The organism is Bradyrhizobium sp. WD16 (assembly GCF_024181725.1).
In the GTDB taxonomy this organism is placed as follows: domain Bacteria; phylum Pseudomonadota; class Alphaproteobacteria; order Rhizobiales; family Xanthobacteraceae; genus Bradyrhizobium_A.
Genome location: NZ_CP028908.1, coordinates 5,226,885 through 5,239,052 on the forward strand (window position 1 = coordinate 5,226,885; position 12,168 = coordinate 5,239,052).

The following is a 12,168-nucleotide window of genomic DNA, read 5'->3' on the forward strand; positions in this document are numbered from 1 at the left end:
CCTATCCCTTACGGGTAATTAAGGCGAAGTCCGTGGCGCCAGCTTTCGCGGACAGCTCCGGCCAATTCTTGTTGAAGTCGGGCAGGTTGGCGTGCTCGAGCGCCGCAGTGGCCACCGCAGCACAGTAAGCGATCCCGACATGCACGGTCGATCCCAAGAAATTGAGGAATCGAGTCAGATCTGGCGGGTAAGCTAGGTCGGTATCGCTGCCAAAGATGCGGTGCCGTTCGCCATCCACGAAGGTGTTGATCGCGCTCTCCAACACTGCGTAGCCCAGAAACGCCTCGGCCGGCGCGCCAGGTTGCGTCAGAACGGCGTTGAGCTCGGGCCTGCGCGGCGACAATGAAGGTGAGAACGCAGCGACAATCAGGATGAGAGAGCGCCGGCGGGGGCGGGACGAAGGGAGGGCGTAGCCCGACCGGAGGACCGCTCCCGCCGGCGGCGTCCGTCTCGGGCCCTCTGGCGGCCGGGTGTGGTTAGCGCAAGCTGTTGATTCGTCTCGACAACGAGGGGATCGACGCCTTGCCTGGCCGCCACATCACCGATCACCAGATGAGGCTATACATGAGTTACCGACCGACGTTATCGGCCGAGGCCGCGGCGGCCAAAGCCGGGTTTTCGACCGCGACTGCCTATCGGATCGAGGCCGATCCACGGCTGCCGTCGCAGAAAGAGGAGCCCAGGGGCCGGCGGCGGCCTGATCCGCTCGCGCCCTACTGGGAGGCCGAGATCGAGCCGATCCTGAAGGCCGCACCCGGGATCCGGGCGATCGGCGTGCTGGACGAGTTGCGCCGGCGGCATCCCGATCTCAATCCCAACATCCGACGGACGCTGGAGCGCCGCATCACTGCCTGGCGCGCGCTCAACGGTCCCGAGCGGGACGTCATCTTCCGCCAGGAGCACGAGCCCGGGCGACTCGGCCTGTCGGACTTCACCGATACCAGCGCGCTTCGCATCACCATCGCGGGTGCTGTGCTCGATCACCGGCTCTATCACTTCCGCCTGGCGTTCTCCGGCTTCGAGCATGCCCATGTCGTGCTCGGCGGCGAGAGCTTCGTCGCCCTCGCCGAGGGCCTGCAGAACGCGCTGTGGGCGCTCGGAGGCGTTCCCAAGGAGCATCGCAGCGACAGCCTGTCGGCGGCGTTCCGCAACCTGACGCGTGATGCGCGCGAGGACCTCACGCAGCGCTACACCGCGCTGATGAGCCATTACGGCATGGTGCCCACCCGCAACAATGCCGGCATCGCGCACGAGAACGGTTCGATCGAGAGCGCCCACGGCCATCTCAAGCAGGCGCTGGAGGATGCACTGCTGCTGCGGGGCTCGCGTGACTTCGCCGACCTCGATGCTTACCGTGCCTTCGTCGATGTGGTTGTCGGTCGACGCAACGCCAATCTCGTGAAGCGGATCGCGCTCGAGAAGGAGACGCTGGCGCCGCTGCCGAGAAGCCGCACCAGCGACTTCGAGGAGAAGGTGATCCCGGTGACGTCATCGGGCGGCTTCATCCTGCGCCGCGTGTTCTACACCGTGCCGTCGAAGCTGATCGGCCATCGTCTGCGCGTGCGCATCTTCGACGATCGCCTCGAATGCTTCCTCGGGACCACGCAGGTCGCAACGCTGAGACGTGGCCGGCCGGTGTCGGAGAACCGGGGCGGCCATGTCGTCGATTATCGGCACGTCATCCACGCCCTGCGACGCAAGCCGATGGCGCTCGCCAATCTCGTCTATCGCGACCAGCTGTTCCCGCGGGCCGCCTACAGACGAGCGTTCGAGATCTTGCGCGAGCGATACGATGATCGGCATGCCTGCAAGGTGACGGTCGAGCTTCTCGCCCTGGCCCACGAGCGGGCCTGCGAGGCCGAGCTCGCCGATACCATCGCCATCGATCTCGATGCCGGACGGCTGCCCGATCTCGCCGCGCTGCGCGTCCGCTTCCGGCCCGAGAAGGCGCCGATCCCGCACGTCGCCGTCGAGCTGGCTCCGCTCGCCGCCTACGACGAGCTGGCCTCCGTCGGCTTCGTGCCGGTGACCTCGAACACCGGAGATGCAGCATGACCGGAATGACGACATCGATCGATGCCGCCCGCGTCGAACTGCTGCTCACCGAGTTGCGCCTGCCCAGCGTTAAGGCGATCTGGCCGAAGCTCGCAGCGCAATCGGACAAGGAAGGCTGGCCCGCCGCACGCTTCCTCGCCGCGCTCGCCGAGCACGAGGTGGCCGACCGTGCCCGCCGCCGGATCGAGCGGCACATGGCCGAGGCACGCCTGCCCGCAGGCAAGACGCTCGCCACCTTCGACTTCGACAGCGTGCCGATGCTGTCCAAGGCGCAGGTGATGGCGCTCGCCTCCGGCGATGTCTGGCTCGAGACCGGCTCCAACCTGCTGCTGTTCGGTCCGCCTGGCGTCGGCAAGAGCCATCTCAGCGCGGCCATCGGCCTGGCTCTCGTCGAGAACGGCTGGCGCGTCCTGTTCACGCGCACGACCGATCTCGTGCAGCGGCTGCAGATGGCGCGGCGCGAGCTGGCGCTGGAGGCGACCATCGCCAAGCTCGACCGCTACGACCTGCTGATCCTCGACGACATCGCCTACGTGTCCAAGGATCAGGCCGAGACCAGCGTCCTGTTCGAGCTGATCGCCGCCCGCTACGAGCGGCGCTCGCTTCTCATCACGGCCAACCAGCCGTTCGGCGAATGGGGCCGCATCTTCCCCGATCAGGCGATGACGCTCGCGGCCATCGACCGTCTCGTGCACCACGCCACCATCATGGAGATGAACGTCGAAAGCTACCGCCGCAAGGCCGCCCTTGGCCGCAGGCGCGGCGCTGGCCGCCCGCCGGTTCACGCCACGCCGAAGGAGATCGAGAAATCTGCTGATTGACGCTGGCAGCGCTTCATGATTGTCGCCCAGCGTCAATCAGCCCTTGCCAAGCCGACCATCCGCGACAATGATCACAGCATCCGGCTCCAATCTTCTCATCCAGATTGACGCCCAGTTCTCATCCAGATCGTCGCGCTATACGGGCCGCCATTCGAGGGTCTTCTGACTGAGCGCCGGGTTGACGTGACCAACCGCAATGTTCCGGATGTACTTGGCGAACTCGAAGTTGCGCCGATGCGGCGTGATGATCTCGGAAATCGCCGGATGATCCTTGTAGAGTGCACGACAGATCAGCTCGAGATCGGTGACGTTCGCGCAGGATACCAGGAGCTGTTTCATCAGAATAAGCCGGACGCCGTCATCGGTGGGGCCGGCTTCAAGGGCGGCGTCGGCGGCGACGAGATCGCCGTGGGCCAGGCGGGCAGAAATAGCGATATGAACAAAATCCATGAACTGACTCACTCAAGCGTTAACGGTCCGGAGCCTGTCCGTTCCGCACAAAATGGTCGAAAACGTCACTCTCCTCTTCTTCCTCCTGAAAGCGTGGGCCGTCTGCTTCAAATTGCAGCACGGTGATTTCCTGATCGTAGCGATCGGAGCGAAGGCATATCTCGTGCACCGGCTCGGGAAACCAGACTCCGGCTTGCTGCGTGACTCCGATCAACGCCGCATCGGAATAGTCGCGTCGTGCAGCGAAGGCCTGCACGGGAAGTTCGAATACGGTGTCCCGCGTGCGGATGTAGCGCCCTGATTTAAGCGCTGCGTTGCTAGGCTTCGCCCAATGGGCGAACCCCTCATTCGACACCACCATGATTGCCCGGGTCTCAGTGTATTCGAGCCAACGCAAAATCGCCGCAGTCAGCGAAACGCCATAGCGCTTTGCGAGCCGACTGAGCGCTTCGAAATCGGTCCGAGCCTTCGCCGGCAGTTGGCGACGGAAGTCGTGAAACGGCATCAGCAACGCTGCGGCGAACTCGTCGGCTTCCTGCTCGATGCCGGCCCCGCTACGACGAACCACCGCATTCTCGTCGCAATAGATGCCGCCGTCGAAGCCCTCTTCTTCTTCGATCAACTGGCGGTGCAGGACGTAGTGGGCGAACTCGTGCCCCACGGTGAACGAGCGGCGTCCGTCTGACTGGCCGACATGGTACATGATGGCCCATTGGCGCGGCCTCGCCTCGCCATAGACCAACGCGCCGACGCAGCCCGGAATATTGCGCTCCACCACCTCGTGGATCGGGCCGTCGGGCGCGACCTTGCGCGAGTACTCCAGCGCGAGGCTGATCACGTCGACCGGAGCGCGATCAAACCGATCAGCTCCAAGGACCAGGTCGAGCATCTGCGTGATGCGCGCCGCCTCCTTCAGCGGCCGGGGTCGGTTCGGCTCGCTCATTTGCGGGTCTTTGTGTCCAGGATGCGGGCCATCTCGCGAATCTGCCGGCGCGTCTCCTCCGGCAGGCCGCTATACTGCCGGAAGAAGGCGGTATCCTCCGCCTCGCTGAGCGTCTGCGTGTCGGCCCCGAACAGGTAGTCGACGGTCACCCCCAGCGCGCCGGCAATCGCAGACAGCTTCTCGGCGGACGGCCGGGGCGGATTCTTGTTTTCGAGCTCCCAGATATAGCTTTTCGATGACCCGGTCTCCTGCGCGAGCTGATCGAGCGTCAAGCCCTTCTTCGTTCGTAAGTTCTTGATTCGCTCACCAAATTTCATAGCCGGTCCTTCCAATCAATCCGTCCCGCGTCGCGTTCGGAGTAGCGATATTCTAAGTTCCTTGACAGACGCATTCAAGCTCCTCATCTTGTTCGGAGTAGACGTACAGATGTTGATATCATCCCGAACATCGCGCGGGCGGTGGCGAGATGCTCAGACGCAGCCCAGCCCGCCGTGGAGATCGATGTGAACATCCAACTTGCGCCGGCAGGCCTCAATCCTTTCGACGATCCCCTCGACCGTATCCTCGCCGAGATTGCGCTAAGCGTTCAGCTGCCACCCTCGCTGCACGACAAGGCGAAGTCGCGTTACGAGGCGGTGCGGCGCCATCTCGAGGCCACGACCGCCTTCGTCGACCAGATCGAGCACTTCTACCCGCAGGGCTCCATGGCGATCGACGCCACGATCTCGACGCGTGGCACCGACGACGAGTACGATCTCGACATCGTCTCGCAGCTCGGCGGCCGCTTCCGCGGCATGGCCCCTCTTGAAATCCTGACCGATCTCGAAGCTGCGCTCGCCGACTATCCCGTGCAGCGGGTGCTGCGACAGACGCGCTGCGTCACTCTTTTTTACGCCGACAAGATGCATCTCGACGTTACTCCGTCGCTGCGCGTCTACGGCACGCTCGATCGCGAGAGCCTGATCACCCACGCCAAGGGTCCGCGCCGTTCGGCCAACGATCGCCTCGTCGACATGAACGCCTATGGCTTCGTGCAGTGGTATGCGAGCAGGACCCCGCTCGAATTGCGCATGGCGAAGGCGTTCCATCGGCGGTGGCTTGACCATGCCGGCCTTGCCGCTCGCGCCGACGCCGATGTGGACGACGTTCCGGATCAGTGCGACTTCATCGTCAAGAACACTGCGACGCTCGCCCTCCAGCTCCTTAAGCGCTTCCGCAACATTCGCTACGCCAGTTATACCGGCCGCATTCCGCCGTCGGTGATGCTCTCCTACTACGCCGGGCTCGCCGCGCAGCCGAACATGTCGCTCAGCGCCATGCTCGTTCGCCTTGCGAGCTGGATCATCCGCGACATCGAGCAGGCTTCGCTCTACGGACGGCTCCTGCATGTCGCCAATCCGGTCTGCGAGGCCGATGTCTTCACCGACCGTTGGCCGGAATCCATTGCTCAGCAGGACGAATTCGCCGGGCACCTGGGCGAGCTCGTCCGTTCGCTCGAGGCGATGCGCAAGGGCGAGATGTTCCCCAACACGATGATAGACGCGTTGCGCGAGAACTTCGGAGATCGCGTCGTGACCCGGGCCGCCGACCAGATCGCCACCGAGATCGGTGGCGGCATCCAGCAATCCCGTCAGCTCTATACGCGGCGCGGCGGCGTGCTGTTGCCTTCCGCCGCTGCAGTCGCCGCGCCGATCGTCAATCCGGCGGTTTCGGCGGCCCGGCCTCACACCTTCTTCGGGCGCAAGATCTGATGATGGCGGCGATCCTCTCCATCGACGAGCAGGTCGCCGCCATGAAGGCGACCTGGCCGCAGTTCGCGGCACGCCGGATCGACCGCCGCGCGCAGTCCGCGCGGTGGGTGGGGAGCGTGAGGCCGCAATATGCGAGCTACTCGCTGGAGATCCGCTGCGAGCTCGGGTCGTTCCCCGAGGTGCGGGTGCTATCACCGGAGCTGATCCGATTGCCCGGTAATTCCGAGGGGCAACTGCCTCATGTCTACCCGCCGGCCGAGGATCCGACCCTTTGTCTGTTCGACCCCCGTGAAAGGGAATGGACACCGGCGATGACAATCGCAAGCACGACCGTGCCTTGGGCGCTCGACTGGCTCGCTTGCTACGAACTTTGGTTGATGACCGGGCGGTGGACCGGCGGCGGGCGCCACGCCGGACAGGACCTCGGCGAGGCAAGGGAGACAACAAGATGAACTATGTTCCGCCGCGGCGATCGGACGGCACCATCCAGCACGCGCGCCTGAAGCAGCCGTGGCCGCTGGGCCGGCCTTTCCGCATCCTCTCAATCGACGGTGGGGGCATTCGCGGCGTCTTCCCTGCAGCGGTGCTGGCCGAACTCGAAAGCCGCTTCCTGGGCGGCGCCTCCATCACGAATCATTTCGACATGATTGCCGGCACCTCGACGGGCGGCATCATCGCGCTCGCCCTTGCCCACGGGATGACGGCCCGACAGGCCTTGAACATCTATCTCGAGCGCGGCGAGCGCATCTTTCCGCCGGCGGCAGGGCTCGGCAAGCTGTCGAGGGCGCTGCGCTGGGTGTTCAAGCCGAAGCACGACCAGGCAGCCCTCAAGGAGGAGCTACTGCGGATGTTTGGCGACAAGGTACTCGACGATGCCGTCACCCGCCTGGTGATCCCGAGCTTCGAAGGGCGTCACGGCGAGCCGTTCCTCTACAAGACGCCGCACCACCCGGACTACCAGAAGGACCGCCACAAGAAGTTCGCCCATGTGGCGCTCCACACGACGGCGGCCCCCTCCTATTACCCCGGCGTCGAGGACGACGGCTACATCATGATCGATGGCGGCATCTGGGCCAACAATCCGGTCATGAACGCCCTGGTCGACGCCCTCGCCTGTTTCGACATTGCGCGCGAGGACGTGCGTATCCTGAGCCTGGGCACCGGTGAGTCTACCTTCACTGTCGATGAGCGGACGCGCAACGGCGGCATCAAGGATTGGGCGTTCCTGCGCTCCTTCAATGCAGCCGCCCGCGCGCAGTCCCGCAATGCCCTTGGCCAAGCCTATCTGCTGGTCGGCAAGAACAACGTCACGCGGATCGATGTGCCGGAAAGCGGCGCGCCGATCGCGTTGGATGACGTGCAGCGATCTGTTCGGGAACTGCCGTTGGTGGCACGTAGTCTCGTCGAAGGCGCCGGTCATCGCATCGAGCAGGTGTTTCTCGACAGCGCGGTGGAGCAATTCATCCGCTGCCCGATGACGTAGACGTCTGATCAAGCTCCAGTCCTTACCGGGTCGAGAGCAGACGACACGCGAGCTCTCGCTCGCCCCAGCGTGTCGAGAAAGTGTCGGAGACTTCGAACCAGCTTCCGTCATTGCCCATGCCATGGTTGACGCCCATGCAGGAGCACTGGCATTCGTGCCCCTGTGCTTCCTGGCACGCCCGCGCGCAGATTTCCTGCTCGCGATAAGGCTGGATGATGTAGACCTTGCCGTAGCGCTGCAGCGCCCGATCAACGAAGTCGTTGAACCAGGACTTCGGTAGCTCCCAATAGGCGTGATCGCCGCCGATCCACTCGGGTGCCGTTCGCCGGCCGTCCTGCAGCCATTGCCGATTGTTGTCAGCAAACGGCAGTCGCACTCGAAGCTTCTCACCACGTCCAGTCCGGCGCAGCACAACCGGCGTTGATCTCTGCTTCCAGACGTAATTGAGGGTGAGCCGATCCATGGACACCTTCTTCAGATCACCGACCGCCGCGTCGTGCTCAGATTTATCTTAGCGCGGCTGCCGCCCAAGGGCCTGCGCGCATGCGACATCTATATTCCCGACCCGCACATCAACAAGATAAAGGTACGAAGCCGCGATTGTCACTGATAGACCAGACCGAAGTCGCACGTCGGGGGATCCATGACCAAAGATGAACTGCTAGAATTACTGGAGGCGCGCAAAGCGCTCATCGTCCATTGCTCGCGACCGGGCAAAGCCGACGAAGGGACTGGAGGCCTCCTTTTTCCCGATGATCTGATGAACGCTACCGAGATCTGCGCCAACCAGGGCAAGGAGCTGAGCTGCTCGCTAGTCTGGCCCGCTCACACCCACACCTACGGCGCTATCGGTATCATCCTGAACCCACGCTCGACGGCCTCAATCGCATCCATCAGCCCGGATGACGCCGGAACCTCCTATGATCCGGTCACCGGCAAGAGGACAGGAGCCGGTGTCCCATTCTCGCGGCATGCCGTGGAGCAAACTTTCGCCAAGGCGGGCGACTACAATGAATGGACCGTAACGGACGCCGATACGGTCGGCATATTCGTCAACCTTGCCGAGGATCTTATCGTCGCCAAGGTGATCCCTTTCACGGAAATCCCCGGCTACGATTCGTCGATGCCTGACCTCGGCCCAATCGTCGGACAGGTTTGGCTTAAGCTGGCAGATGTCATTGCTGCCTTTCCGGGTCTGCCCGTTTACGGCTTCCTTGGAACGGAGATCATCGAAATCGGCATCGACGCCGCGCGATTCTATTCCTAGTCAAGCGTATCCCCGCGCGCATCGTTGCGCCGTGTCGGCCCGAACGCAAGTCACCCCCTGACGCAAGCAACGTTTTCTGATATTTTGCATGCGTCGGGGGGCGGGGGGAAGCAACTTGGACACCACTGAAGATCAAGATGAGACGGCCCAGCCGCCTGCAACGGTGAAGTCGGTCTCCGCAACCATCCTTGACGAGTTCTTCGACACCCTGGAACAGGAAGAAGGCTTCGGCGAAATAGCGTCCAGGCTCCGCAAGGTTGTTCTCAAAGACGGCGTCTTCGCAGACCCCTCGCTTCGCGCCGCTCTGTTTCCGGACGCCTCATGATCCGGATCGACAAGATACATATTAAGGAATTTCGTGGCATCCACGAACTGACCCTTGAGCTTAAGGGCCAGAACTTCGCCGCCTGCGGACCGAATGGGACCGGCAAGAGCGGCATCGTGGATGCGATCGAATTCGCCCTGACCGGTAACATCTCGCGCCTAGCCGGCGCGGGGACCGGCGGTCTTTCGGTCAAGGCGCATGGTCCGCACGTCGACAGCCGCAACAAGCCCGAGGCAGCGTTGGTCACGCTCCACGTCACCATCCCCTCCCTGGGCAACAAGAAGGCCCAGATCGGCCGCTCCGTGAAATCGGCAAGCGTGCCTGAGATCAAGCCCGCCGACAATGACGTCATCGCTGCGTTTGAGAGCGTCAACCTCCATCCGGAGTTCGTTCTCTCGCGCCGCGAGTTAATCCGATACGTCCTCTCCGAACCCGGCCAACGATCGAAAGAGGTCCAATCACTCCTGCGCCTCGACGATATCGAGAAGCTGCGCGGCGTACTGCAAAAGATCGCGAACGCCTGCACCAAGGACCTCCCAGGTTTGGAGCGCGCGGAAAAGGAAGCCGTCACCAATCTTCTTGCCGCGCTCGACACCGCGCAGCTCAGCAAGAAATCTGTCCTAGACGCGGTCAATCCGCGCCGGGAATTGCTTGGACTCTCGCCGCTGATCGACCTCGACGCCAACACCTCAGTCAAGGACGGGTTGACCACCACGACTGCCAGCGCACCCGGCCGCGTGCCAAAGGTACAGACCTCCGCCGATCTGGCGACATTGCGAGAAGCGCTCCAGGCGCTCCAGGCCGATCCATTCAAGCAGGCATGCTCAAACGCCGACGCCAACGCTGCCGAACTCGGCAAGGATACCGAAAGCCTTAATGGCCTATCTCGCGAATCCCTCCTGAAATCGGCACTGGAGCTCTATGACGGGGCCGCCTGCCCGGTGTGCGACACGCCATTCGAGCCTGACGCCTTCACGGGTCATCTGGCCGGAAAGCTTGCTCACCTCGAAGACGTGAGCAAGCGACGCGCTACGCTCGAAGCTGAACTGAAGCCGATCCTCGACACCCTCCACGCCGCCGGCGCAGCCCTCAACACCATGATCGACTATGCCGGCATGTTCGCGCCGAAGATCGACGCTACCGCGCTCGCCGAGTTCAGGACCGTTCTTCGAGGACGATACCAGCAGCTTCAAAAGCTACTGCCGCTCGACGACACACGCGCGGTTCTAGCGACAGCTCACAACGTCCCGGACATGGAGCCATCGCTGGACGTGCTCGCCGCTGCGATTGCTGCGATACCGGAACCCACCAAGCAGGATGCGGCGCGAGACTTCCTTGTCCTCGCCCAAGAACGGCTAGAGACCTACCGGACCGCGCGATTGAAATTCGCGGCTGGCAAAGTCCGAGCGGAACGCGCCACGAAAGTCTTCACCATCTATGGCACCGTGACAACGACCGCCCTCGAGAAGATCTACAAGGACGTCGAGACCGACTTCGCAAATTACTATCGCAAAATCAACGAGGACGACGAGAATACATTCACAGCGAAGCTGATGCCCTCGATCGGCAAACTCGGCTTCGACGTCGACTTCTATGGTCGCGGCCACTTTCCACCGGGCGCATACCACAGCGAGGGCCACCAGGACGGAATGGGCCTCTGCCTCTACCTCGCGCTGATGAATCATCTGCTCGGCGCAAATTTCACGTTCGCGGTCCTCGACGACGTGCTGATGTCCGTCGATGCCGGCCACCGCCGTCAGGTCTGCGCCCTCCTCAAGGAGATGTTCCCCAACACGCAATTCATCTTCACGACGCATGACGAAATCTGGCTGCGCCACATGAAGTCCGAGGGCCTCATCAAGGGCCGCAACTTTGCCCATTTCCGGACCTGGACGGTAGACTTAGGGCCGACCGAATGGGACGATCGCGATGTCTGGGCGGAGCTGGAAGGCTACCTCGTCAAAAACGACGTGCGCGCAGCTGCCGCTCTACTCCGCCACTACCTCGAGCATTTCGCCAAGGAAGCGTGTGATCGCCTGCGCGCCAATGTCGAATTCCGAGGCGACGCCCAATTCATGCTTGGCGACCTTCTTCCGAACGCGACCAGCTCGCTGGGCGAACTGCTTAAGAAGGCCAAGGTCGCCGCCAATTCCTGGAACCAGAAGGATGCCGTTGAGAGGATCAGCGCGATCGAGGCCGCGTTTGGTGAAGCCAAGACCAAGACCGGTTACGAGAATTGGCAGATCAACACAGCCGTCCACTTCAACGAATGGGCCGACCTCAAGAAAGAGGACTTCACCCCGGTGGTTTCCGCGTTCCGGGCTTTCTCCGGCGCGTTCGGCTGCGACACCTGCAACGAGATGTATTTCGTCTCTCCCAATCGGGGCAAGAAAGAGGCGTTGAGGTGCGGATGCGGCGCCCTTAATTTCAATCTCCTGCAGAAAGGTGCATAGCCTCGCCCGCCGATTATCAGCTGCGCAAACTTCTATGCCTTTTTGTTTGAGCTGCCACTGACCGCGTTGCGACGTGATCCTCCGATAGCCCTGCTCGTCGAACAGGGAGGTGACGGCTTTTGTCGCCTCACTCAAACATACCGTGGCAAACCAAGCAGCGAAGATTGCCGCAGCAGCCCCCCGAGGCCCGCCTTCTCGACATGCTTCGTCACGATCTCGCGCTCCTCTTCTGAGGTAGTCGACCCAAGCACAATTCCTTCGATCAGCACCCTGAGATCAACGTCCACCAAGATTCCGTCGGCCGGAACAGCCACACCGAACTCCTCTGCCATCCGAAGCGAGATCGCCAACCGGAACTCACGCTCCCATTCGAATGCACGGTGTTTGAAGAAGAACCTCTCTAGCATTCCGGCGCCCCTCATTCGGATCTGTGTGAGATCCACATAATCGACAGGCCCCGCCCATAAATCCTCAATCCCGTAGTCCGCCCGCAGACGGAACGGACCGAAAGCGGCACGCATGCGCTCAGGGGTCGTGCAGATCGCAATACCCTTGTGTTCCCCGGCGTAGAGCTTCCACATAGCATCGCTTTCATATGGGGCGCGATGCCAACAGCTTAT

At 62.6% G+C, this 12,168-nt stretch carries 14 protein-coding genes; 8 read left to right on the forward strand and 6 right to left on the reverse strand.

What is annotated here, in order from left to right; all coding sequences use genetic code 11:
- Position 1: 1 nt before the first annotated feature.
- Positions 2-262 (reverse strand): hypothetical protein, encoded by a 261-nt coding sequence (locus tag DB459_RS24150; RefSeq protein WP_253708942.1) that lies wholly within the window; start codon positions 260-262, stop codon positions 2-4.
- Between the two features lie 290 nt (positions 263-552).
- Between DB459_RS24150 and istA the strand changes: the two genes are divergently transcribed.
- Positions 553-2,055 carry an IS21 family transposase gene (gene istA, locus DB459_RS24155; RefSeq protein ID WP_253713630.1) on the forward strand — a complete coding sequence of 501 codons (1,503 nt, stop codon included), beginning with the start codon at positions 553-555 and terminating at the stop codon, positions 2,053-2,055.
- A complete protein-coding gene (gene istB, locus DB459_RS24160) occupies positions 2,052-2,876 on the forward strand; it encodes an IS21-like element helper ATPase IstB (RefSeq protein ID WP_305884140.1) in 825 nt (274 codons plus the stop codon). Before istA ends, istB begins: the two co-directional genes overlap by 4 nt.
- 135 nt (positions 2,877-3,011) lie before the next feature.
- Here istB and DB459_RS24165 read toward each other — a convergent pair whose 3' ends face one another.
- From DB459_RS24165 to DB459_RS24175, 3 genes are read right to left on the reverse strand one after another with little or no spacing between them, the layout of a single operon-like run.
- Positions 3,012-3,338 (reverse strand): hypothetical protein, encoded by a 327-nt coding sequence (locus DB459_RS24165; RefSeq protein WP_253708945.1) that lies wholly within the window; start codon positions 3,336-3,338, stop codon positions 3,012-3,014.
- Between the two features lie 7 nt (positions 3,339-3,345).
- The gene (locus DB459_RS24170; protein ID WP_253708948.1) at positions 3,346-4,269 is read right to left on the reverse strand and encodes an ImmA/IrrE family metallo-endopeptidase; all 924 of its coding nucleotides are present in this window, start codon (positions 4,267-4,269) and stop codon (positions 3,346-3,348) included.
- A complete protein-coding gene (locus DB459_RS24175; protein WP_253708951.1) occupies positions 4,266-4,586 on the reverse strand; it encodes a helix-turn-helix domain-containing protein in 321 nt (106 codons plus the stop codon). The genes DB459_RS24170 and DB459_RS24175 overlap by 4 nt, the downstream gene beginning before the upstream one ends.
- A gap of 186 nt (positions 4,587-4,772) precedes the next feature.
- On the opposite strand from DB459_RS24175, the gene DB459_RS24180 reads away from it, so the two are divergent.
- From DB459_RS24180 to DB459_RS24190, 3 genes are read left to right on the forward strand one after another with little or no spacing between them, the layout of a single operon-like run.
- Positions 4,773-6,020, forward strand: coding sequence for a nucleotidyltransferase (locus DB459_RS24180; RefSeq protein ID WP_253708954.1), 1,248 nt, complete (start codon positions 4,773-4,775; stop codon positions 6,018-6,020).
- A 2-nt stretch (positions 6,021-6,022) separates the two neighbouring features.
- Positions 6,023-6,472, forward strand: a complete 450-nt coding sequence (locus tag DB459_RS24185; RefSeq protein ID WP_253708956.1) for a hypothetical protein — start codon at positions 6,023-6,025, stop codon at positions 6,470-6,472.
- Positions 6,469-7,503: a CBASS cGAMP-activated phospholipase gene (locus DB459_RS24190; protein WP_256519402.1), complete on the forward strand. Its 1,035-nt coding sequence runs from the start codon at positions 6,469-6,471 to the stop codon at positions 7,501-7,503. The genes DB459_RS24185 and DB459_RS24190 overlap by 4 nt, the downstream gene beginning before the upstream one ends.
- Before the next feature lie 22 nt (positions 7,504-7,525).
- Here the strand turns inward: DB459_RS24190 and DB459_RS24195 are convergent, their stop codons facing one another.
- Entirely contained in the window at positions 7,526-7,966 is a 441-nt protein-coding gene (locus DB459_RS24195; RefSeq protein WP_253708961.1) for a hypothetical protein, read from the reverse strand.
- Between the two features lie 180 nt (positions 7,967-8,146).
- On the opposite strand from DB459_RS24195, the gene DB459_RS24200 reads away from it, so the two are divergent.
- The 3 genes from DB459_RS24200 to DB459_RS24210 all read left to right on the forward strand — a co-directional run bounded on the left by DB459_RS24200 (position 8,147) and on the right by DB459_RS24210 (position 11,548).
- Positions 8,147-8,770 (forward strand): hypothetical protein, encoded by a 624-nt coding sequence (locus DB459_RS24200; RefSeq protein ID WP_253708964.1) that lies wholly within the window; start codon positions 8,147-8,149, stop codon positions 8,768-8,770.
- Between the two features lie 115 nt (positions 8,771-8,885).
- Positions 8,886-9,095, forward strand: a complete 210-nt coding sequence (locus DB459_RS24205) for a hypothetical protein (protein ID WP_253708967.1) — start codon at positions 8,886-8,888, stop codon at positions 9,093-9,095.
- The gene (locus DB459_RS24210) at positions 9,092-11,548 is read left to right on the forward strand and encodes an AAA family ATPase (protein WP_253708970.1); all 2,457 of its coding nucleotides are present in this window, start codon (positions 9,092-9,094) and stop codon (positions 11,546-11,548) included. The genes DB459_RS24205 and DB459_RS24210 overlap by 4 nt, the downstream gene beginning before the upstream one ends.
- A 131-nt stretch (positions 11,549-11,679) precedes the next feature.
- Here DB459_RS24210 and DB459_RS24215 read toward each other — a convergent pair whose 3' ends face one another.
- A complete protein-coding gene (locus tag DB459_RS24215; RefSeq protein ID WP_253708972.1) occupies positions 11,680-12,129 on the reverse strand; it encodes a DUF2971 domain-containing protein in 450 nt (149 codons plus the stop codon).
- Between the last annotated feature and the right edge of the window lie 39 nt (positions 12,130-12,168).

What these genes read in the sequence shown, in the direction of transcription:
- DB459_RS24175 (WP_253708951.1), bottom strand. Translation starts at nt 4,586, where the DNA reads ATGAAATTTGGTGAGCGAATCAAGAACTTACGAACGAAGAAGGGCTTG.
- DB459_RS24210 (WP_253708970.1), top strand. Translation starts at nt 9,092, where the DNA reads ATGATCCGGATCGACAAGATACATATTAAGGAATTTCGTGGCATCCAC.
- DB459_RS24215 (WP_253708972.1), bottom strand. Translation starts at nt 12,129, where the DNA reads ATGTGGAAGCTCTACGCCGGGGAACACAAGGGTATTGCGATCTGCACG.
- DB459_RS24195 (WP_253708961.1), bottom strand. Translation starts at nt 7,966, where the DNA reads ATGGATCGGCTCACCCTCAATTACGTCTGGAAGCAGAGATCAACGCCG.
- DB459_RS24170 (WP_253708948.1), bottom strand. Translation starts at nt 4,269, where the DNA reads ATGAGCGAGCCGAACCGACCCCGGCCGCTGAAGGAGGCGGCGCGCATC.
- DB459_RS24190 (WP_256519402.1), top strand. Translation starts at nt 6,469, where the DNA reads ATGAACTATGTTCCGCCGCGGCGATCGGACGGCACCATCCAGCACGCG.
- istA (WP_253713630.1), top strand. Translation starts at nt 553, where the DNA reads ATGAGGCTATACATGAGTTACCGACCGACGTTATCGGCCGAGGCCGCG.
- DB459_RS24185 (WP_253708956.1), top strand. Translation starts at nt 6,023, where the DNA reads ATGGCGGCGATCCTCTCCATCGACGAGCAGGTCGCCGCCATGAAGGCG.
- DB459_RS24200 (WP_253708964.1), top strand. Translation starts at nt 8,147, where the DNA reads ATGACCAAAGATGAACTGCTAGAATTACTGGAGGCGCGCAAAGCGCTC.
- istB (WP_305884140.1), top strand. Translation starts at nt 2,052, where the DNA reads ATGACCGGAATGACGACATCGATCGATGCCGCCCGCGTCGAACTGCTG.